Origin of the sequence: Anseongella ginsenosidimutans (genome assembly GCF_008033235.1) — a bacterium.
GTDB classification, from domain to species: Bacteria; Bacteroidota; Bacteroidia; order Sphingobacteriales; family Sphingobacteriaceae; genus Anseongella; species Anseongella ginsenosidimutans.
Window position 1 is genome coordinate 656451 of sequence record NZ_CP042432.1, and the last position, 20574, is coordinate 677024.

Annotated in this window: 11 protein-coding genes; 1 reads left to right on the forward strand and 10 read right to left on the reverse strand. The window is 53.7% G+C overall.

Translation table 11 applies throughout. From position 1 onward, the window contains the following. Window positions 1-87 precede the first annotated feature (87 nt). From FRZ59_RS02750 to FRZ59_RS02760, 3 genes are read right to left on the reverse strand one after another with little or no spacing between them, the layout of a single operon-like run. Window positions 88-1293, reverse strand: a complete 1206-nt coding sequence (locus FRZ59_RS02750; RefSeq protein ID WP_132127403.1) for a cupin domain-containing protein — start codon at window positions 1291-1293, stop codon at window positions 88-90. A gap of 4 nt (window positions 1294-1297) precedes the next feature. Continuing rightward, complete coding sequence (locus FRZ59_RS02755; protein ID WP_132127402.1) at window positions 1298-2353, reverse strand: aldose 1-epimerase family protein; 1056 nt, start codon at window positions 2351-2353, stop codon at window positions 1298-1300. Window positions 2354-2355: 2 nt separating this feature from the next. Beyond that, entirely contained in the window at window positions 2356-5001 is a 2646-nt protein-coding gene (locus FRZ59_RS02760) for a PQQ-dependent sugar dehydrogenase (RefSeq protein ID WP_225975161.1), read from the reverse strand. Window positions 5002-5244: 243 nt separating this feature from the next. On the opposite strand from FRZ59_RS02760, the gene FRZ59_RS02765 reads away from it, so the two are divergent. Then, window positions 5245-6264, forward strand: a complete 1020-nt coding sequence (locus FRZ59_RS02765; protein WP_132127400.1) for a GntR family transcriptional regulator — start codon at window positions 5245-5247, stop codon at window positions 6262-6264. A gap of 8 nt (window positions 6265-6272) precedes the next feature. Here FRZ59_RS02765 and FRZ59_RS02770 read toward each other — a convergent pair whose 3' ends face one another. The 7 genes from FRZ59_RS02770 to FRZ59_RS02800 all read right to left on the reverse strand — a co-directional run bounded on the left by FRZ59_RS02770 (window position 6273) and on the right by FRZ59_RS02800 (window position 20559). After that, the gene (locus tag FRZ59_RS02770) at window positions 6273-7130 is read right to left on the reverse strand and encodes a sugar phosphate isomerase/epimerase family protein (RefSeq protein WP_132127399.1); all 858 of its coding nucleotides are present in this window, start codon (window positions 7128-7130) and stop codon (window positions 6273-6275) included. Then, complete coding sequence (locus tag FRZ59_RS02775) at window positions 7130-8179, reverse strand: ThuA domain-containing protein (RefSeq protein ID WP_132127398.1); 1050 nt, start codon at window positions 8177-8179, stop codon at window positions 7130-7132. The genes FRZ59_RS02770 and FRZ59_RS02775 overlap by 1 nt, the downstream gene beginning before the upstream one ends. A 6-nt stretch (window positions 8180-8185) precedes the next feature. Continuing rightward, window positions 8186-11173 (reverse strand): PVC-type heme-binding CxxCH protein, encoded by a 2988-nt coding sequence (locus FRZ59_RS02780; protein ID WP_132127397.1) that lies wholly within the window; start codon window positions 11171-11173, stop codon window positions 8186-8188. Between the two features lie 114 nt (window positions 11174-11287). After that, window positions 11288-12229: an alpha/beta hydrolase gene (locus tag FRZ59_RS02785; protein ID WP_132127396.1), complete on the reverse strand. Its 942-nt coding sequence runs from the start codon at window positions 12227-12229 to the stop codon at window positions 11288-11290. Continuing rightward, window positions 12229-15510 (reverse strand): PVC-type heme-binding CxxCH protein, encoded by a 3282-nt coding sequence (locus tag FRZ59_RS02790; RefSeq protein WP_132127395.1) that lies wholly within the window; start codon window positions 15508-15510, stop codon window positions 12229-12231. The genes FRZ59_RS02785 and FRZ59_RS02790 overlap by 1 nt, the downstream gene beginning before the upstream one ends. A gap of 40 nt (window positions 15511-15550) precedes the next feature. After that, window positions 15551-17173, reverse strand: coding sequence for a RagB/SusD family nutrient uptake outer membrane protein (locus FRZ59_RS02795; protein WP_132127394.1), 1623 nt, complete (start codon window positions 17171-17173; stop codon window positions 15551-15553). A gap of 14 nt (window positions 17174-17187) precedes the next feature. After that, window positions 17188-20559 (reverse strand): SusC/RagA family TonB-linked outer membrane protein, encoded by a 3372-nt coding sequence (locus FRZ59_RS02800; RefSeq protein WP_132127393.1) that lies wholly within the window; start codon window positions 20557-20559, stop codon window positions 17188-17190. Between the last annotated feature and the right edge of the window lie 15 nt (window positions 20560-20574).

Sequence of the window (20574 nt, forward strand, 5' to 3'; positions counted from 1 at the left end):
TGTTTTTTTCAAATTTAACAATCTAAATGATTCCGGTAGGAGGCCCGCGGCGGCCGCCGCCCCCGCAGGCTGCTCCCGGCGCCCCGCCTACAGGACCAGGTCGGGATTCCCCGGGCCGAAATGTTTCAGCATTACAATAGGATCGCTTGCCGAAGCATTCACGATACGCACGCCTTCCCGGGCAGCTTTTTCGCTGACAAAGAATTCGTCATTTGTGAGCTGTCCGTAACGGATCAGGGAAGGTGTTTCCACATTCCACACGCCCATCTTTCCGTGGCCCTGCATCATGATCATGCCGTAAGCCGCGCTGTCTTTGATCACGACTTCCGCGCCGGGCAGTACAGTCAGTTCCTTAGCGCTGAAGGCGTCCGACTTATAGCAGATCCATTTTTCAACGTAACCGGCGGCTTCCATTTCTGCAAGGGAGCGTACGGGCAAAGGTTCCATGAACCGGTTCTGCATCATATTCGGATCCACGTTCAATTCCCAGTCAAGTACATCCAGCAGGTGGTCTACATCCCCTATCTTTTCCTTGGGCGTGCAGTTCCAAAGCAGTTCCTCGGGAATGATAGCTTCGTTCACCAGGGACTGGTACATTGCAAACACGTCCGAAGCCTTCTGCGGCTCATACGTACAGAGGCTTCCGGGCGCATGAAGGAGGCCCGGGGGAACATCCCAGCCCGTACCCGGCTCCAGCCGGAAGGCCGAAGAATAATTCGTGATCTTATTGTCGCCCTTGGTAAAATTAGCCAGGCATTCCCGGATTTTTTCCCTTGGGGTTCCGGGCGCAATCCCTATAAACGTATAGGGGAAATCTCCGCCGTGATTATTTACCTGCGGCGGGAAATAATATGCTTCCGGTTTGCCGAGCTGTCCTGTCAGGGCAGCCATTTCATCATTATGGTGTACATGATGAGGAAGGGGCCCCATGTTGTCGAAGAATTTGGAATACATGGGCCAGCTTTTATGCTCATCCCAGATACGGTCTCCGATCAGGTTTCCCCGGAGTTCATCCACCGCGTCCTTCAGCAAAAACTGCTCTTCCCTATTTCCATCCTTAAACACAATAAAACTAAGCCCTTCAAACTCACCGGTCAGAGGGCCGTTCTTAGCCGGGGTAGTAGACGAAAACCAGCGTTCGTCAATACCGCCGCGCACGCCGCCCAGCACATAGTAATCGTCCGGGTGCAGCTTAATTCTTCTTCCCGGCACGCAAAATGATCGTGGAACCCAGGTGGGGGCAAGACGTACGATCCCTTCCCCCTGCTCCAATGCTTTCTCTGCTAAACTCATTAATTCAGATTTTATAATTCAAAAACTCATTGATTTCTTTGTCATTGTCCATCAGCGCAATTTCCAGGTCGTATTCCCGGCGTTCTCCCGGTTCCAGGAGGATCAGTTCCTGCCTTTCCCTGGCCGCGGCCTGGCCGATGGCCGGGTTGGTGGCCGGTTCCAGGCCCGTCACGTATTCTCCCTTTCCCCAGTGCTGCCAGTTTACCAGCCAGGGCAGCTGTTTTTTGTAGAAACGAAGGGCAAGGGCGATCCCTATCCTGGGATTATACAGCCCGCAGGTACATCGGCCTGAAGCATCGGCGCTGATATCGATAAAAGCCGCTTCTTCCCCCGGGCCGTTATGTTCATCCAGCGGGGGCGGGCATTTCTTAAAATTATTTCCTTCCCTGAAGATGCGGTTGGCAGCACCCTGTTCCCGCGGCTGCCAGCTTCCCTGCCAGATAATGTCCGTCCCCTCATCCGCGAGCGGCCAGCCAAAATTACAATGGTACAGCAGCATATGGGGCGCCGGCGTATTTCCGCGGTTACTGACTTCGTCGCGGATCCGGATAAGGGGCTTGCCCAGGGTTCCCGAAATGGTCCTCCTGAGTTCAAGACTCGGGCCGAAGGGCTTTGTTTCCCTCATGATCCCCGTAATGCTCATCTCCGCTCTGCCTGCGGCAGGGTCCGGTTGTATGACCGATACTATTTCCGCCGGCGTATTGCTTATATGGCCATGAAGCCCGCGTTCGCCCTGCCCGTCGCTTTCCGGCCCGCCCACATGGCTGAGCCCGCAGGTGGTCAGCAAACCGCCGCCGAAAGTCCGCAGCCAGTTCAGGCCGGTATCGGAAAAAGGGGCGGGAGGCGTAATGCCGCCATGACTCAGCCAGGCCAGGCCATGACGGTTGTAGAATGCCTCGGCAATATCCATCGCCCGGTCAATGACCACTTTGTACCGCAATCCCGTTCCGGTATTGATCCAGGCAATGCGGGTCCCCTTTCCCGGGCCATTATCCAGTACAGCCGTTTCAATTCCGCCAAGCTGCAACGGATTGGATATTTTATCCAGCCAGTCCTGCATTCTTACTGCGCGTTTGCCACCGGCTCTCCCTTGAACACCGCGTTATCCTTGTTCCCGCCGGCAATCAGGTAAGCCATGAGATCCTTCAGCTCTTCTTCGTTCAAGGCATTGATCAACCCGGGCAGCATGACCGAAACCGTAGAAGGTTTGGTAGAAACCACGTCAGATTTAGGTACCTCCGTAATCGCATCCGGAACAAATGGATTTTGCGATACCGAATAGGATTCATCCGTTTCATTCATCACCCGTCCTACAATGGATTTCCCGTTTTCCAGCTGAAGTACGGTAGCTCCGTATTGGTCAGAGATCACTTTGCTGGGCTCTATGATCGCTTCCAGGATGTCCTTCGGCGCGAACCGGGTGCCAAGCTGCGTCAGGTCGGGCCCGGTAGCGGCGCCTTCTCCCTGCATGGTATGGCAGCGATTACAGCTGCTGGCCAGGTACATTCTCCGGCCGCGCTCGAAATCCCTGCCGCTGAGCCCGCCTTCCACCAGGGGAGCTGCTTCTTCCACCGTCCATCTTCTGCCTGGGCCTTCAGGGCCCTGGACGTCGGCAAGGTCAGTACCGGAGTTGGACAGAAGAGAATCCCCGGAGATGCTGCTGAAATACTCCTTCTTGTCTGCAGGGACGTTAGCCAGGGCCATTTGCCGTGCTTTGTCAATAAAGCCGACATAGCTTCTGCCTCCCTGGTAGCCGAAGGCTTCTTCGAACCATTTGAAATATTGTTCCCGCAGTTCGGGGGTCCAGCCGCTCTTTACCTTACTTAATATGGTCGCATAGTAAATCTGTCCGCCCGGAGGCATTTTTTCAAGCATTCCTGCCAGATCCAGGCCATATTGGGGGTTCCGCATGATCTTGTCAGAAATGCCCGTCATTGCTTCACTATCCTTATTGTCTTCTTCTTTTTCCAGCAGCGCAAGGGTTTTCTGAATTACATCGGGAGCTTCCATGAAGGCAAGCAGTTTGCTGAGTTCCTTATTGACAGCCGTCGAAGAGGCCGGGTATAATGGATTAAGTGCAGCCACCGCCTGCGATTTCAGGCTTCCGCCGGGCTGGCCCATGCGGTAAAGGATGACTTCATAAGTGCGCAGCGTATGCAGCAGCTGATCTTCATTCAGCTTTGACACATCGGTCTTCAGCAACGCGGCAAATAACTGGTCTTTTACGGAGGCATCCGATTGCCGGGCAAGTGCAAGCAGGGCGGTTGCCTGTATCTCCGGGTCTGTCTCTGCAAGGGCCTTGCTTTTCCATCCGTTCAGCGGCTGGTGTTCCACCGCGATCCGGGCGGCATAGCGGACAAAGCGGTCGGGATGTTTGAGGTATTGCCAGGCAAAATCGACGGCTTCCTGCCCTGCTTCTTTATGGTAAGCTTCCAGCTCCCTCCTCAGTTTATTTTCTTCGGTAAGTTCAGGCGCTTTGATCTCTCCGTCCACATCGTCGTTCCCGGTATAATACACCCGGTAAAGATCTGACTGTAAGCCCCGGCCGCCTGTAAGGAAATAGAGCGCGCCGTCCGGCCCAACCATTCCATCCGTTAAGGGAAGGGGAATGCCTGAAAGAAATTCTTCCTTGGTAGCCTTGTAAGAGGCGCCTTCCGGCTCCAGGAAAATATTATATACGATCCCGAAACTCCAGTCAAACGCGAATAATGCGTTGCGGTATTTTTCCGGGAATTTTGCATTTCTTGCATGAAGAAGGTTGGTAGGCGAACCAGGCCCGATATTCAGTACCGGGGGAAGGTTATCCGGCAAAGAAGGACTGAGCTTGCCGTTCCCGGTGCGCCATCCGAACTCGGAGCCGCTGGTCACGTGACAAATACGGGTAGGCCGGTACCAGGGAAGGCCGAAATCCCACTCCATATCCGAATCATAGGTAAAGAGGTCGCCGTTGGCGTTAAATGCAATATCAAAGGGATTGCGATAGCCCGCGCTTACCAGCTGCCAGTTTTCTCCCATGGAATCTATATGTGCGATCCAGCCGCCGGGAACGGTCCTGTCATTGGCATGCCCGCGGGGGTCTTTTATCTGGGGGAAAAGATTATCAATCTGCCATACTTTGGGCAGCAGGTAATCATCCATTTCCGGAAGATCCGTATGGTTTCCTGCAACTACGTAAAGCGACACGCTGTCGGGAGCCATGACCACGCTATGCGGCCCGTGTTCGCCTTCCCCGTTGAGCGCCTTAATAAGGGTGATCTTGTCAAAGCTGTCGTCTCCGTCGTTATCCTGCACCCGGTACAGCCCGCTTCCGCGAGGCGCGTTCTCATCGGCGCGGTGGTTCACCATTACATACAGGCTGTTAAAAGCCCAGAGCAAGCCATGCGCATAGCCGATCTCTACCTTTGCGTTAAGGCTGTCCCGGAGTTCGGGCATTTCCAGCTTTTCTACTTTCGTTTTGACGGTGGAATCCGACCCGATCGGGGGCAGCTCCAGCCGGTAAAGGGCTCCTCGCTGATCCGAAGCGATCATTCTCCCTTTATTGTCAAAGGTCATGGATACCCAGGAGCCGTTCCCGCCATCTGAAGGGCTGTAAATATGATCGGCCGTAAAGCCATCCTGAAGCTCCAGTTTTTCCAGGCGGGGATCCTGCGGCCCCTCCGGCTTATCCTGGTTATTGCAACTCGTCGCTGCAAGTGCTAAAACCAGCATGAGAAGACTTATTCCCCTCTTAAAAAGGTTTAGATTCATGTTGCTATATTTTATTCTTTTCCTTGGTTAGGCCATAAACATAAAACTTGATCTTTTCTTATCTATCCTGCTCTGTCCTGCAGGCGGGCTTGTCCGTTTGAGGCAAAGATCCCCGGGTGAATCAATTCATATTCACACGAAATTTAGTAATTTCACCGAATTATTTGGCCTGTGTGTTGTAAGCAGGAAGCTTTTTGTTGCGTTATGGAAGTACAATTCGATATTGAGTTTAAGGAAAACACGCCTAAATATCTTCAGATCATAGATTCCGTTATTCATGCCATCAGCAAAGGCAAGCTTAAACGGGGCGACAAGATCCCTTCCATTAACCAATTCAGCGAAGAATACCTGCTTTCAAGGGACACGGTTGAAAAAGCTTACCGGCAGCTGATCAAAGACGGCATCCTGACAGCCGTGCGCGGAAAAGGTTATTATATCAACCGGGTGGACGTAGAAGCGGCTATCCGGGTCCTGCTGCTGTTCAACAAGATCAGTAATTACAAAAAGCAAATCTATAACGGCTTCACCGAGGTACTGGGCAGGAAGGCTTTTGTAGACCTGCATATCCACCATTGTAACTCAGGCCTTTTCAAAAGCCTTATCCAGAACAGCCTGGGAGAATATCATTATTACGTGATCATGCCTCACTTCTATGCAGGCCTGGATGAAGCCATGGACGGAATTGCCATGATCCCCGCGGATAAGCTCATTATTTTGGACAAGGACATCCCGCTTCCGCAGCACCCGGTAGCCTGCGTTTACCAGGATTTTGAGAAAGATATTCTATATGCGCTGAATGAGGCGATTGACCTGATAAAAAAATATCGCAAGCTTATCCTCGTTTTTCCCGCAATGGTTCCTTATCCGAAGGAGATCATCAAAGGATTCCGCCTGTTCAGCATGCAGCATAACATTGAACATGAGATCATCCAGGAAATTGAAGAAGATACTGTCATTGCCCCTGATGAGGCTTACGTGGTAATTGAAGAAACCGACCTGGTGAACCTTATTAAAAACTGCAAGGAAAGGGGCCTCCGGGTAGGAGAAGACCTGGGCATTATTTCCTACAACGACACTCCGCTAAAGGAGATCCTGCTTAACGGCATCACCGCCATCACGACCGACCATGAACTCATGGGTGAAACCGCCGCCCGCCTCATCCTGGAAAACCGCCGGGAAAAGATCAAAAACCCCTTCTCACTTATCAGGAGAAAATCGCTTTAACCCCGGCTTTACCCGGCAAGCCCGTGTTTTTTACTCATTTCCCGGATAAATTCCAAGCCTTTCTCTGCCATTTCCCAGGGCTCGGAAAATTCCCGCCACACCCCGATGGAATTGGCAAAATCCGGATCATTGCGTGTAAAACCTTCAATTGTAAGCCAGCCGCTGTAATTTATCTTTGCAAGGGTGGCAAAGGTTTCGTCCCAGGGTACGTGGCCGCTGCCGGGCGTGCCCCTGTCGTTTTCGCTGATGTGGAAATGGCCAAGTACCGGGGCAATAGCGGTGATGGCGCCAGCCAGGCTTTTTTCTTCAATATTTGCGTGATGAGTATCAAACATCGCCTGCACATTCGGATGCGCTGTCTTGTTCACCAGGTAAGATAACTGCTGCATGGTATTGCACAAGTAGCATTCAAAGCGGTTGACTGCTTCCGGCGTCAGCAGGATCCCGGCCTGGGCAGCGTAATCCCCGGCGCTGCGAAGCACTTCGGCGCTCCATTCGTATTCCTGTTCGGTAGGCGCCTGCCTGGAAAACACTGTAAAAGCAGAATGAAAGGGGCCGCAGATCACCTTTGATCCCAGGTCATGCGCGCGGTCAATCGTCCATTTGATCTTATCAAGCGCCTTTTCTCTGACAGCGGGAGATACGTCAACCGGGTTTTCTTCCGGCCCGAGTACAAAAACTGATGTTGTTTCCAATCCCAGGCCGGCCGCATAGTCCCCGAGCCGTTTATAAGCAGGCTCATCCGGCGCGCCGACCAGGAATTCCACACCGTCATATCCCATCTCGCGAAGCCTGTCCAGTATGGGTTTCAGTTCATCGGAAACCACCGCGGACCAGGCCAGTACATTAAATCCTATCTTGTTCATTAATTTTTCTTCTTTACAACCTCACCCGGCATGATCAGGGAATCCCATCCCGCCAGGTCAGCCGGTTTTACCCCTGCTTTATAGCCGTCAAAATTAAAGGTAGTCGGCTCATAAGGCCCTACGAAATCAACGTTATTTTTCGGCTTTATCGCCTTTTCCATACCCATTGCCCAAAAGCAGGCATTGATTACCATGCGGCGGAAGCCTTCATTCAGCAAGTCTTCGGAAGCGCCGTGCGTGGTGGCGAATGCCCGCCCTCCGGCACCCGACTCCAGCTTATAATTCCGGACCCAGGCCACGGGAAGCTCTTCTTTTGTTTCATCAGCAGGGGAATCCGGCTTCATACCGTTCAGTACCTGTCCCCGGGCCAGCACCGTTGCGCCCATTTTTTCCGGGTAGGCGGTATATCCGCCGCTTTGCACGAACATATCTGAAACTCCCCGCAGGATGGGATGTTTTTCCTGGTCTTTTTCCACCAGCAGCCGGGAAGCCTGCTCATGATTGGTGCCATAATGGCTCACCCAGGTCTCACCCAGCACCAGTTTGCCGAAGCCGTTCTTCCAGGACTTCTTATCCCCGTCATAATTATAGCTGTAATGCGCCCATTCAGGGTTGTCCAGGTTGTTGAAAGCGTGGGTTGCGGTCCTGAAACCTACGACCGGCCCGCCCCTTTCCAGGTAATCGTTCACATGCTGCATTTCTTCATCGGCAAGATTCAGGAACCGGGTAAAGATCACCATGAGGTCGGCGTCTTTCAATACTTCCAGCCCGCGGAGGTTAGAACTTCCGGGCAGGATATTCCCTTGTTCGTCAAGGCCAAAAAGCACGCTGCATTCGAAGCCGTACCTTTTGGCAAGAATGCGTGCAAGGGCCGGCAGGCTTTCCTCCGACCGGTATTCATGATCGGAAGCAATGAACACAATATGCTTTCCGCGGCCGGGGCCGCCGGCGCCTTTGTAATCCAGCCGGTAATCCGCGATTTCCTGGCCTGATACGGCCTGCGTGAGGAGCAGTCCGCAAAGAAATAGTCCGCTTAGCAGTTTATTCATATTGAATTAGTTTATGACTTTAATGATCCCGCGCATCATGGTCCCGTGGCCGGGGAACGTGCAGAGGAATGGATAATCTCCCGGTTTGGAGGGCGCCTTAAATTCCAGCGTCTGCTCCTCGTTATTATTCACGAGGCGGGTAGCATGAAGCACCTTGCTGCTTTGGGGCACAAATTGTTTTTCAAAGCCTTTGCCTCCCATGTCTATCGCAAGCTGCGCCACCTCATCGGCGGCGCCGGGGCTTACAACAACCAGGTTATGCGGCATGAAATCCGGGTTTTTCAGCGTCAGCTTTACCGGCTGCCCGGCTTTTACGATCACTTCTTTTGTATCAAAAAGCATTCTTTCCGGGATGGTGGCAATGCTAAGCACCGCCTGGCTTTCGCCTGAGAGATCCACCGTCTTTGCGCCGACAGCGGTATCCCCTGCGGCATGCGCATGTGCCGCGCCTTCTGCAGGAGATGTTCGTTCAGTGGTATCCGCGCCGGCTGCCAGGCCGGCCTGGGAATGGGCGGCCATTTCCTTTTCCTGGTATTTCCGGAACCATTCCACGCGTTGGGCAGCGATCCGGGCATGTTCTACCGGGGAGCCCAGCAGCTTTCCGAGCAATTCCGGGTTCGTTTTATTTTGCCGCTGATGCAGCCAAAGCACTTCCAGCATGGCGTGCGCGCCTGCCTCATCCGAAGCGTCAAACTGTTTCACCCATTCCTTCGCTTTACTGATCACCTCTTCCCGGTCGCGGCCGCTTAGTTCAATCTGCACCTGGTGGCGCACTTCATTCACCGGGTGCTGCAGCAGGTCAAGCAGCTTTTCCACCGGTTCTCCCGCAATAGCCACCGGTTCGGAAAGCGGCCGGCCCGTGGCAGTAATACGATAAATGCGCCCGTGTTCGTGATCCCGCTTGGGGTCCCGGATATTATGCTGCATATGTCCAATGAGCGGGTTTTGCCAGTCGCTGATATACAGCGCCCCGTCTGCGCCGATCACTCCCGAAGTCGGGCGGAAATTAGGATCATCCGAATAGATCAGATCGCCGATTTCCTTGCCCTGTACCACCCCGTTATCGTATGTCAGCTGGTAGCGTTTGATCCCCAGGAAGCCGATCACGTTATATATCAAAAAGTTATTCTCATACTCCGGCGGGAAATGCGTGCTGGAAAGCACCTGGTTCCCCGGTACCGGACGCACGGTCTGCTGAAACAGCTGCCGCGTCTTAAAATCATCAGGCCCTGCCGATCCGTGGGTTTCCGGATCCAGGTATACCTGGGAAGCCCTTCCGGAAGTCCCGTCGGTGATGAACTGGTAACCCCATTTATCAAAACTGATACCATGCGCGTTAGGACTGTTTTCCACCACGAAGTCAAACTGGTAGGTGCGCGGGTTAAAGCGGTAAAGACCCGGCTTACGGGCCTCGTAATTCTTGCGCCAGGGCGTTTCCACGTTGCTGAGCATAAATACCCCCCGCTGATAGTAGATAAACCCGTCCGGTCCGTAAAATAAGTTATTCGCCGAGTGATGCGTGTCCGCGGCATCGATTCCGCCCAGCAGCACAATCCGCTCATCGGCCTTGTCATCGCCATCCGTATCTTTAAGGAACAGGATATTCGGCGCGGAAACCACGATCACGCCATTATTCCAGAATTCAAAGCCGGTGGGATTATGCACCCTGGCAAAAGTGGTGGACTTGTCGGCAACCCCGTCCCGGTCGGAATCCGCCAGGATCACCAGGCGGTCTTTCATTTCTTTCAGCGGCTCCCGCTTGGGATAGGTTTCCCAGGAGGCCACCCAGATACGCCCTTTTGTATCTCTTTTCACCGTTACCGGGTTCGCGATTTCCGGGAACTGCTCCTCGGAAGCGAAAAGGTTGATTTCCAGTCCCGGGGCCAAATGCATTTTATCAATGGCCGCTTCCCCGCTGAGGTAAACGACTTCGCCCTTAAAGTTGGAAACAACCTTCACCGGCTCGGGAACATTGCTGTCATCTATCGTTGTATCCACCGCCCAGGACTCCCAGACGCCCCAGAAAGGCTCTTCTTCATCACTGACCACCTGCACCCCCTTTTCTCCGCGGGCCACCGCCCATATACGTTTGTCACGGTTTGCGGTCATTGAATCCAGCATGACCAGCTCCCGCTGCAGGGTTTCAAAATTGCCGTGCAATTCGCTTCTTCCGCCCCAGACATCATTCCCGTCGGTTGCCCGGTAACGATTGAACCAGCGCCCGTTCTTGTTCAGCACCGCCTTTCTCAGTTTATCGAACTGCGCCTGGCGAATGCCGGGTTCGGCGCCCGCAAGCTCCACGGTTATTAACCTGGCCACCTCTTGGTTGCCTTTTTCGTTCAAATGTATTCCGTTAAGGGTCAGGGGAGCTTTGGATTCTTCATATAATCTTTTAGTGCCTTCAAAAAGGTTCACAAAAACCACCTGTTTCTCGGCGGCGGCCGCGGCCATCGCCTCTGTATACGCTTCCAGGCGGCGGTTGTTCTCTTCGCCCGAAGGAAGATCGGGGCTTTCGAGGTTCTCGTGGGCAATGGGCGAAAAAAGAACGATCCGCGGAACATTTACACCATCGTATTTTTTCAGACGGGTGGAATCTATCCATTCCCTTACCTGCTGCCCGAATTTCTCCGGTGTATCGTCAAAAGATTCGTTATAACCAAAGAACGCGAATATGACATTCGCCTTTACCCGGGACAAATGCTCATCCGCGTCCCCGTAGTTCTCATGCGCCCGCGGCCGGTGAGCCGCCTGATCGCCCGTGAACCCGAGGTTACGGAATACCAGCTCCTTTTCGGGGTAGGAAGCTTGCAAATAGGTTTCCAGGAAACCATGGTATTGCATACGTTCGGCAAGCGCATTGCCAATGAGCGCCACCCGGTCATGTTCCGCAAAATCAAATTTTCCCGAAGGTGCGCAGCCGGCCAGGGAAACGGCCAGCAATAAAAAAAACCGCGACAACAGGCGCCGGATGGAAATAGGTTGGTTAGTTTGCATTATGTGCGTCATTTAAAACCGGGAGGGAAGTTAGTCAATCTCCTTCAATTTCGCGATGATTATTGAAAGGCCGCTTCCTGTCGCAGCCTAAAGTATGACATAATACTTTTTATACTATCCTGCTCTGTCCTGCTCCTCCTGCCACGTTCTGAGCCAGTAGAGGCACCTTCCGAACCATTCTTCAAAGTCCGGAGCAGTAAGAAAGCCGTGTTCGCCCCTTCCGTATAAATGGATTGCCGCCGGAACATGATGATTTCGCAAAGCCCGGTAAAAATACAGGCTATTCTCCGGGGGAACCACCACGTCCTCCGCAGAATGCACCAGGAAAGCTGGCGGAGTTTTTTCCGTGACGCCGAGTTCGGCTGAATAAAATCTGATCTGTTCCCCGGATGGAGAAGGGCCCAGCAGGTTATCCCGTGAGCCCTTGTGGCCGATGCTGTCCGTAAAACTGATCACCGGGTTGATCAGCAGCATAAAATCGGGCCGCAGGCTAACGCTGCCGGCATTTTCAATCAGGGGCTTGTCAAAATGGGTTCCCGCCGTCGCAGCAAGATGCCCGCCTGCCGAAAAGCCCATGATCCCGATCTTCGCCGGATCAATGCCCCATTCAGCCGCATGCTCACGCACTACCCTGATAGCTTGCTGCGCGTCCCGGAGCGGCCCGCTGGCTTTGTCCTCCATGATCCGGTCATGGGGCAGCCGGTATTTTAAAACAACAGCGGCAATCCCGGCCTTATTAAATTCCCTGGCCACGAAACGTCCTTCCCGTTCAATGAGCAGCGCATGATAGCCGCCGCCGGGGCAGATGATCACAGCCATGCGGCCGGCGCCAGGCCCCTCCTGCGGCAAAGAAGCCCCCTTTTCAGGCAGGAACAGCGTAAGCGTGGGCCGGGACACCTGCGTAAGGACGGTATCCACCAGTTCATTGGGGGCGCTTATCTCCCTGTCCGGGCCCGGTTTCGCTCCGGGAATATCCCCTTCATAAAGAGGGATGGTTTGCTGGCTTTTTCCAGGCGTTGCGGTGATGAGAAAAAGAATTGCCAGGAACAGCCGCATTATTTCACCACTTTAATAATTCCCTTCATCATTCTCCAATGACCGGGGAAGGAACAAATGAACGGGTAGTCACCGGGTTGGGCAGGAGCCGTAAAATTCAGCTGGAAGACCTGGCTTGCGCCTACCAGGGGAGTGGAAAACAACACCTCCGGCAGGTCCGGTACGAAATGCTTTTCATAACCGTCTTCCCCGCTGGCCATATTATCAGCAGCCATACCTACTTTTTCCCAGGAGCCGGGTTTCACGATTACCACGTTATGCGGCATCTGGTCGCGGTTGTCAAAAACCAGGGAAACGGTTTTTCCGGCAGGAACCACGAGCGTATCTTTATCAAAAAGCATTTTGCCCGGCAATGCCGCAAGCTGGATAACCACCTCGCCCATTTCCTGCGCAGGAGCCGCAGGAGCTGCCGGCGCCGGCTCTTCCGTGGCCGTGCTGAACAGATCCGCGTTATTCTTCCTGAAATTGTCAAAAGCGGCTACTCCTGCCAGGGCCTTGAAATCTTCTTCAGACAGCGGAGCCACGCCATATTTAGCATAAGCAGGGTCATCCATGATAAATCCGGGCACCTGCAATTCTTTTTCGGATGAAAGCGGCCGGAACAGGTAGTTTGCCTTTTCCGGGCTGTCCGCCAGGAAATCCTTGTCGTTTTTGAACATTTCCATCCAAACCGGCTTCAGGTGTTTAAACGATTCGATAAGGGCGTAACCCGTATAATCGTCCACCGGCAGTTCAGTAGCGGCGAGCAGCGCCTTTACGGACGCTTCGCTTTCAAAATGGCTCAGGGCAGTAATGGCTTCCAGCCGGACCCTTGGAGAAGGGTCGCGCGAAAGCGCAATAAGTTTTTCTTCGGCATCGCTTATTCCAGGCGCCCAATAGTACAATACATGGGTGGCAGCAGCCCTCACATGGGCATCTTTGGCTTCCAGCAGCTTTCCCAGCAGGGCTTCCTCAGGCCGGTTGAACTGCTGGTAAACCCATAGGCCTTCCAGCTGATAATGCTCATATTCGGGATCGCCGGCATCCAGGCCGGCAAGCCATTTTTCAAGGGCGGGAAATACCTCTTCTTCCGGTAAAGCTCCCAGGCGTACTCTTGCCCGGTATCTTTCCCGGTCTTCGTAAGTCTTCAGCCGGTCCAGGAGTTCCGAGGTACCCAGCTGCGTCAGATCCGTTACTTCCAGTGCAGGTTTGCCCTTATAGGAAATTCTCCATATCCTGCCCCGGGTATGGTCCCTTAGCGGATCGCGGAAACCTTGTTCTCCGTGCTGGATAATGGGGTCGTACCAATCAACTACGTACAGCGCGCCGTCCGGGCCGAATTTAAGGTCCACCGGCCTGAAATCAGGATCTTTGGACTGCAGGAGCGGCTCCGTCTCATCGGCCATGATCCCGCTGCCTTCTTCCCGGGGGACATGCTGACGCACGCCCTGGAACCCGATAAAGGTATTAAACAGTACATTTCCCTGCACGTTTTCGGGGAAAGCGCGGCTGGAAATGATCTCCACCCCGCAGGTCTTGGGTTTTACTTTAGCGGTCAGAAAATCCTTCATGCCCATGTGTTTCTTAGGATAATCGATGGCCACCGTAAGCGGAGGAGCGAAATAATTCATTCCCGTAGACACATCCGCAATAATATGAGTACCATCTCGGGTAAACACATTTCCCCAGGGATTCGCGTAAGGATAGGAAATATAGGGCTCCAGCTTCATTGTCCGTGGCTCGTACCGCCAGGTAGTACCGTATGCTCCTCTTTGCGGCCCGTAAGGGGTTTCTACCTGGGAATGCAGGAAGGTGCCCATGTGCATATACAGCGCGCCGTCGGGGCCCCAGGTATAGGCGCTCAGGGTATGATGGGAGTCCTCTGTGCCGAAGCCGCTGAGCAGCGTCTTCCTGGAATCGGCGCGGTCATCGCCGTCCGTATCTTTAAGAAAAACGAAATCGGGAGCCTGGGTCACGTAAACGCCTCCCTGCCCCAGCTCGAAGCCCAGCGGCAGGTACAAGCTGTCGGCAAAAACCGTATGCTTGTCCGCTTTACCGTCACGGTCGGTATCTTCCAGGATCACCAGCTGGTCATCCGGCGGGCTTCCCGGGTAGTAATGCGGGTAGGAAGGCATCGTGGCTACCCACATGCGGCCCTTTGGATCAAAGGTGATGGCCACCGGGTTCGCCACGGGAAAATCCAGCTCCGAAGCGAAAAGTTCGATCTCATAGCCCTCGGGCAGCACAAAGAGGGATTTTGCCTTTTCGAGTTCTTCGCGGGCAGCCTCCGGGCTCGCCCCGCTGTTTTGGGCCAGCGGCCGCGGTTCGTATTGCCTGCTGAAAGCGATGATCTCGCGGATCTTCTCCATGTCGGGTGTCGCATCTGAAGCGCTGCCCGCCCAGATAACGCTGTCGAGCCGGGCCACGATCTTATCTATTTTCAAAGCTTCTTCCGGGAGCGTCTGCCCCCCTGCCCATTCTCTTCTGCGGCCATAAATATATTCTCCGTTCTGGGCCTTGAAGCGGTAAAAGTAGTGCTGGTTCTTTTTCGCAACGGCCTGCCGGAGCAGCAGGGAGTGTTTGTCACCGTCCCAGGAAGCAGCGGGCAGGCCCAGCGAGCGGGCCATGACCTCGCTCACCTGAAGGTACCCTTTGTCATTGAGATGGATCCCGTTGGTGGTCAGCGAGTCGGCGCCGGCCGCTAATTTCGCGGTAGGCCCGTACAGGTCAATAAAAGGAATATCCAGCTTTCCGGCCACGTCCTCCATCCCTTCCGCATATAGCTCCAGGTTTTTATTATGCGCAGAGCCATCCGGTAAAAAACCGCCCAGCTCCTCATGCGCGATGGGAGAAACGAGGATCACTTGAGGGGCGGCCTTGCCATTGTATTGCTGCTGCTGTAAATGGGAAAGAAAACTTTCAAGGTCGCGCTTGAAATTGTCAAGACTGTCCGGCCCTTTAAAGGCCTCATTCAGGCCGAAGCAGGCAAAAATTATCCCGGCTTCCTGCTGTTGCAGGTGTTCGTCGAGCGTCCCGAAATTCAGCGGGCGGGGCCGCAGGTTCACTTCATCGGCGCTCCAGGCAAGGTTCCTTACCCGCAGGCGGCGATCGGGGAAGCTTTTATACAGCAGCGTTTCAAAATAATTATGTTCCTGGAGCCGCTCGGCAAAGGAATTTCCGATGAAAACAATACTGCTGTTCGGTTCCGGATCAAGCTGATAGACCGTTTCTTTCTTTCCGCAGGAAAAGAAAAGCGCAGCTGCCAGCAGGAGAACGCTTTTTTTTAATGGAGATTTGTTCATTTTAGTTTACAAGTATAAAATATGGCCTGGCAATATGCACTTACCAGCCGAGATTTTGCTCCAGGTTGGGATTCTTTTCAATTTCCCGTTGGGGAATGGGCATAAAGTACATTTTTTCCTGGAATACATAAGGGCCCTGAGTAGCAGGTTTGGCTTCGTAAGTATAGGAACCATCGTCATGCCTGGTAATGTACATGGCGTGAAAAGTCTTCCCATGCAGTTTTTCAACCGCCGTTTTCCATCTTCTGAGATCCCAGTACCGCTTTTGCTCAAATGCCAGCTCAATGTACCGTTCGTGTCTTATCGTTTCCCTCATTTCGGCCTTGCTCAGGCCTTCCGGAAGTTCAAATGGGTTAAGGCCGGCTCTTTCGCGAATGCGCTCTACCGCATCGTAAACGCTCTGGTCGGGAGCGGCCAGCGCTTCGTTCCGCGCTTCGGCGTAGTTGAGCAATACTTCTGCATAACGAAGCTCTATCCAGTTCTGGTCGCTGCCCGCATTGCCGTAGTAATCTTTATTGCTTTCATCGGTACCTTTTCGCATCAGGTAACCGGTGATAGTGGCGTAAGGAAGGTTGATCCCGTCGATGGGAGCGCCCACGTACATATAAACCGGCAAGCCCTGGAAGCCGAAAGTGGACCCGTTGACAATCAGCGTAGCATCGAAACGCGGGTCCCTGTTCGCGTAAGGATTGGCGGGGTCGTATCCCGAACCGGGCTCATCAATGGCTTTCCCGTTCTTCATCTCGAAAGCGTCCACAAATTCCTGCAGGGGGCTGCGCGCTACGGCGGACTGTTTGGACCTCGAATCGGGCATGGCCCAGGAATCCCATCCATGCTCGCGATAGGGTTTCAGGAACTGTACGCTGAAGATCTCTTCTTCATTGTTCTTATCCAGCATGATGTTCCGGAAACTGGGATGCAGGTCGTATACTTCCGCGTCCATCACTTCTTTATTAATGGCCGCCGCTTTTTCCCAGCGGGTCACATCGCCCTCCGGATTATAAAGCGGGCTGGCCCAGAACAGGTACACCCTGCCCAGGAAGGCTTTCGCAGAATACTTGTTGGCCTTCCCCACGTCTACGGCGATATCCCCGTAGGTTTCAGGCAGCAGCCCGGCGGCTTCTTCCAGTTCGCGCACAATGAAGGCAAAACTTTCGTCAGTGGACTGCCGCTTTACAAAGAGATCGTCGGAAAGATCCTGCGGTTCGGTGATCACCGGCACGCCTCCGTATCTTTTCACCATCTTAAAATAATGCATGGCCCGGAGGAATTTCACCTGGCCTTTCAGCACGGCCTTTTCTTCTTCTTCCACCGGCGCATCCTCGATCTTTTCCAGGAACATGTTGGCCTTCCGGATGGCCGCATATGCCCAGTATTCCATGGGATTGTTATCTGCGAACCACTGTCCCTGCACCACGTTCAGGGGGCCGCCGCCCCAGTAGCAGCGCGACTCATCGGTAATATTATCGTATAACCCGAAATCGAAGGAAGGCACATCCGCGTACATATTATTGACGAATAATTGCATCAGGGCCGGGTCTTCGAACACGTCCTCTTCGGGAATGGCATTGGTAGCCTGCCGGTCAAGGAAATCATCCTGACAGGAAACTGTGAAACACAGGCCGGCAAGCAGTAGTATAAAATTTTTCAGCTTTTTCATCATAAAGGTATTAAAGGTCAGAAAGTCAGGTTAAGGCCCAGGTTCATGGTCCGCTGCTGCGGGTAGTAGGAGCCGCCGGGGTTCTCTACTTCCGGGTCAAACATCTTTAGCTTATCGAGGGTAAGGAGGTTCGTACCGGAAAGGTAGATCCGCAGGCGCTCTACACCGATCCCCTTTACGACCTTATCCGAAAAAGTATAACCCAGGTCCACGGACTTCAGCCGGATATAACTGGCATCCCTGAGGTACAGGCTGGAAGTTAAGGAGTTGGTAGGATGAGGGCCTTCCCAGGGCCGCGGATAAAGTGCGTCGCGGTTATCGGGTGTCCAGTAGTCCAGCAGATCCGTGAATGTATTCCTGGACCCGCCCAAAAAGAAGTTCCTGGCCATACCGTCCAGCAGGCGGTTCACCTTGGTCGCGCCCTGGAACAGCACGGCAAAGTCAAATCTTTTTACCGAACCTCCGAACGACAGGCCGCCGATTACCTTAGGCGTACTGTTGTCCATGGAAATGATGGTGATATCGTTGGCATCTACTTTCTGATCGCCGTTGATATCCGCATATTTCACATCTCCGGGCTGCTGCCCTCCGTTGAACTGGGGATAATAAGAAGCAATATCCTCTTCCGACTGGAAGAAACCAATGGCCTGGTACCCGGTAATGAACCCCAGGGGGCGCCCGGTTTGCAGCAGGTAATCAGGGATATTGGCCGGCTCATCCAGGGTAATGACCTTGCTTTTGGAAAAACTGCCGTTCAGCGTGACGTAAAAATTCAGCGCTCCCACCTGGTTCCGGTGGGTAAAGGACATTTCAATACCCTTGTTATCCACTTCTGCATAATTTTCCGCCGGCAGCTGGGCGCCCAGGGTGGCCGGAATGGAGCGGATGCGTTCCAGCAGGATATCGGAAGTGCGTTTATAAAACACGTCCACGATAAATTCCAGCTTGCTTTTCCAGAGGGAACCTTCCAGTCCCACGTCCGCAATGGTGGCAGTTTCCCAGGTAACGTTCGGGTTGGGAAGTATCCCCGGCGCGATGCTGGACAGCCCCTCGCTGCCGGACACAATGGTCCCTGAGGGGTTAAAAGCCTGCAGGTACTGGAAGGTGGGCACTCTGCCGCTGGCATCGTAAACATTCCGGTCATTCCCCACTTCCCCGTAGGATGCCCTCAGCTTGAGGTTGTCGATAAAGGCCAGGCCGTCATTATCCCGGATAAAGGATTCCTCCCCCAGGCGCCACCCGGCGGAAACGGCCGGGAAGAACCCGTATTTCTTGTTTTCGGGAAATGCCACTGAACCGTCCCTGCGGAACGACGCTTCAAACATATAACGCTGCTTATAGGTATAATTCACCCGGGCCACGGTACTCCGCCGGCCATCGTTAAAGGAACCTCCGTTGGCGTCTTTCTGGGCTTCTCCTCCGTAAAAGAACTCATCCAGGCCCTCGGCGGGAAAATTCGTCCGGAAGCCGAAGAAATTATTGGACTTGGCATCAAACTGTTCGAACAGGAGGAGCCCGCTGACGTCATGGTCGCCGAAGCTGCGCTGGTAATTCAGCGAAGCGTTCAGGGTAGTCGTATTATATTCGTCAAAGCCCTGGCGGAGCGATGTTTTCCCGTTCCATCCGCCGTAAGGATAGATCTCCAGGGTGTTTCCTTCGGCATCCTGCCTGTTCATCAGGATAGGTACGTTATAATGCTTGTTATTGCTGTATTCCTTACCGAAAGACGCTCTTCCGGATACAGACAGGCCCTCCACAAAAGGAAGCTTTTGCTTCAGGGAAAGCGTGGCCTGCAGAATATTCACCTTGGTATTATTGTACCCGGTCTTGATCTCCTCCACGGGATGCTGTTCGTGCGTATAGAAGATGGTGCCGTCAGGATTGTAAGCCAGGTCCATCGGGTAGGCGGCCACGATATCGTCGAAAATGGCTTCCGCCGAATAGGCGCTGGCCCGGTGATCGCGGGTGCTGGCATCAAAATCGGCCGAAATGGTCAGGTTGTCATTGATATTCGCATCTACGTTAGAGCGGATCGAATACCGTTTGAAGTTGATCCGGTCATACATGCCGTCCTGGTCAAGGTAGCCCAGGGAAAGGTAATATTTGATCGCCTCGGTGCCCCCGTTGACGCTGATATTCTGCTGGGTCTGGAAAGACTGGTCTTTCAGCGTAAGGCCGTACCAGTCGGTTTCCGGGATAACTCCCGTCCTGATATCCTCCAGCTCCTGCGGCGAATACTGGGCGGGTTTACCGGCGTTCAGTACCGCCTGGTTCTTAGTAAGGGCATATTCATAAGCGCTCAGCACGTCGGGGTACCGGGTGGGCGACTGCATCCCTACGAAGCCGTTGTAATTGAAAGTCGGTTTCCCTTCGCTGCCCCGCTTGGTGGTGATCAGGATAACGCCGTTGGCAGCCCTGGAGCCGTACACAGCCGTGGCCGAAGCGTCCTTCAGGATAGAAACGCTTTCTATTTCATTAGGATCAATGAACTGGAAGTCCCGGACGATCCCGTCCACGACGATCAGCGCACTGTTATCGCCGAACGTGCTGGCGCCCCGGATGGAAATACTGGAGCCGGAACCCGGCTTCCCGTTCCCGTTCACAGCGATAAGGCCCGGCAGCCGTCCTACCAGGGCGTTACTGATATTGGTCACAGGCGCCTTGCTGATCTCTTTGGCATCAATAGAGGATACCGAACTGGTAAGCGTGATCTTTTTCTGTGTACCGTATCCTACCACAACTACTTCATTCAGCGCCTGGAGGTCACTGGCCAAAACAATGTCCACCTGCTGGCCGCTGCTGACCGGTACTTCTTTGCTCACGTAACCCAGAAAGGAAACGACCAGTACTGCCTGTTCTTCTTCCAGAGCGATCTCAAACTTTCCATCCATGTCCGTCACCGTTCCTCTCTGCGACCCCTTCACAATGATGGAAACGCCGGGCAGCGGCTCGTTCTCCAGGCTGTCGCTGACCGTTCCGCTGACAAGCGCCTGCGCCTTTTGTTCCTTCGCCGGCAGTTCAGGCGCCGGCTGCGGCGCGCTGCCCGGCAAAGAAACAGCCTTTTGCGCCGGCAAAATAGCATAGACTTGAGCCGAAACCTGCTCAAAGCGCAAGTCCAGGGGCGTTAAAATGCGGGCCAGCTGCTGTTCCAGTTCCAGGGACCGGTCTACCTTCAGGCGGGTTTTCTTGTCTTTCAGCGTAGCAGCGTCGTAGGAAAAGAATACTTCGTAACCATTCTCCAGTTCTTTGAGTACCTCTTTCAGTTCACGTGAATCTGCATAGCGGTTCAAACGCTTACTTTGCAGCTGCCATTGCGCTTCCGAAATTCCGGGAAGCGCCAGGATAAAAAACAAAAAAGCCAAAACCGAGCTTCGTTCTCTTACGCTCATTTTCTTATTATTTAG

Excerpts from the sequence above, each read along its gene's own strand:
- FRZ59_RS02800 (WP_132127393.1), bottom strand. The coding sequence starts at position 20,559 with ATGAGCGTAAGAGAACGAAGCTCGGTTTTGGCTTTTTTGTTTTTTATC.
- FRZ59_RS02770 (WP_132127399.1), bottom strand. The coding sequence starts at position 7,130 with ATGAACAAGATAGGATTTAATGTACTGGCCTGGTCCGCGGTGGTTTCC.
- FRZ59_RS02750 (WP_132127403.1), bottom strand. The coding sequence starts at position 1,293 with ATGAGTTTAGCAGAGAAAGCATTGGAGCAGGGGGAAGGGATCGTACGT.
- FRZ59_RS02765 (WP_132127400.1), top strand. The coding sequence starts at position 5,245 with ATGGAAGTACAATTCGATATTGAGTTTAAGGAAAACACGCCTAAATAT.
- FRZ59_RS02790 (WP_132127395.1), bottom strand. The coding sequence starts at position 15,510 with ATGAACAAATCTCCATTAAAAAAAAGCGTTCTCCTGCTGGCAGCTGCG.
- FRZ59_RS02780 (WP_132127397.1), bottom strand. The coding sequence starts at position 11,173 with ATGCAAACTAACCAACCTATTTCCATCCGGCGCCTGTTGTCGCGGTTT.
- FRZ59_RS02755 (WP_132127402.1), bottom strand. The coding sequence starts at position 2,353 with ATGCAGGACTGGCTGGATAAAATATCCAATCCGTTGCAGCTTGGCGGA.
- FRZ59_RS02775 (WP_132127398.1), bottom strand. The coding sequence starts at position 8,179 with ATGAATAAACTGCTAAGCGGACTATTTCTTTGCGGACTGCTCCTCACG.
- FRZ59_RS02760 (WP_225975161.1), bottom strand. The coding sequence starts at position 5,001 with ATGCTGGTTTTAGCACTTGCAGCGACGAGTTGCAATAACCAGGATAAG.
- FRZ59_RS02785 (WP_132127396.1), bottom strand. The coding sequence starts at position 12,229 with ATGCGGCTGTTCCTGGCAATTCTTTTTCTCATCACCGCAACGCCTGGA.
- FRZ59_RS02795 (WP_132127394.1), bottom strand. The coding sequence starts at position 17,173 with ATGATGAAAAAGCTGAAAAATTTTATACTACTGCTTGCCGGCCTGTGT.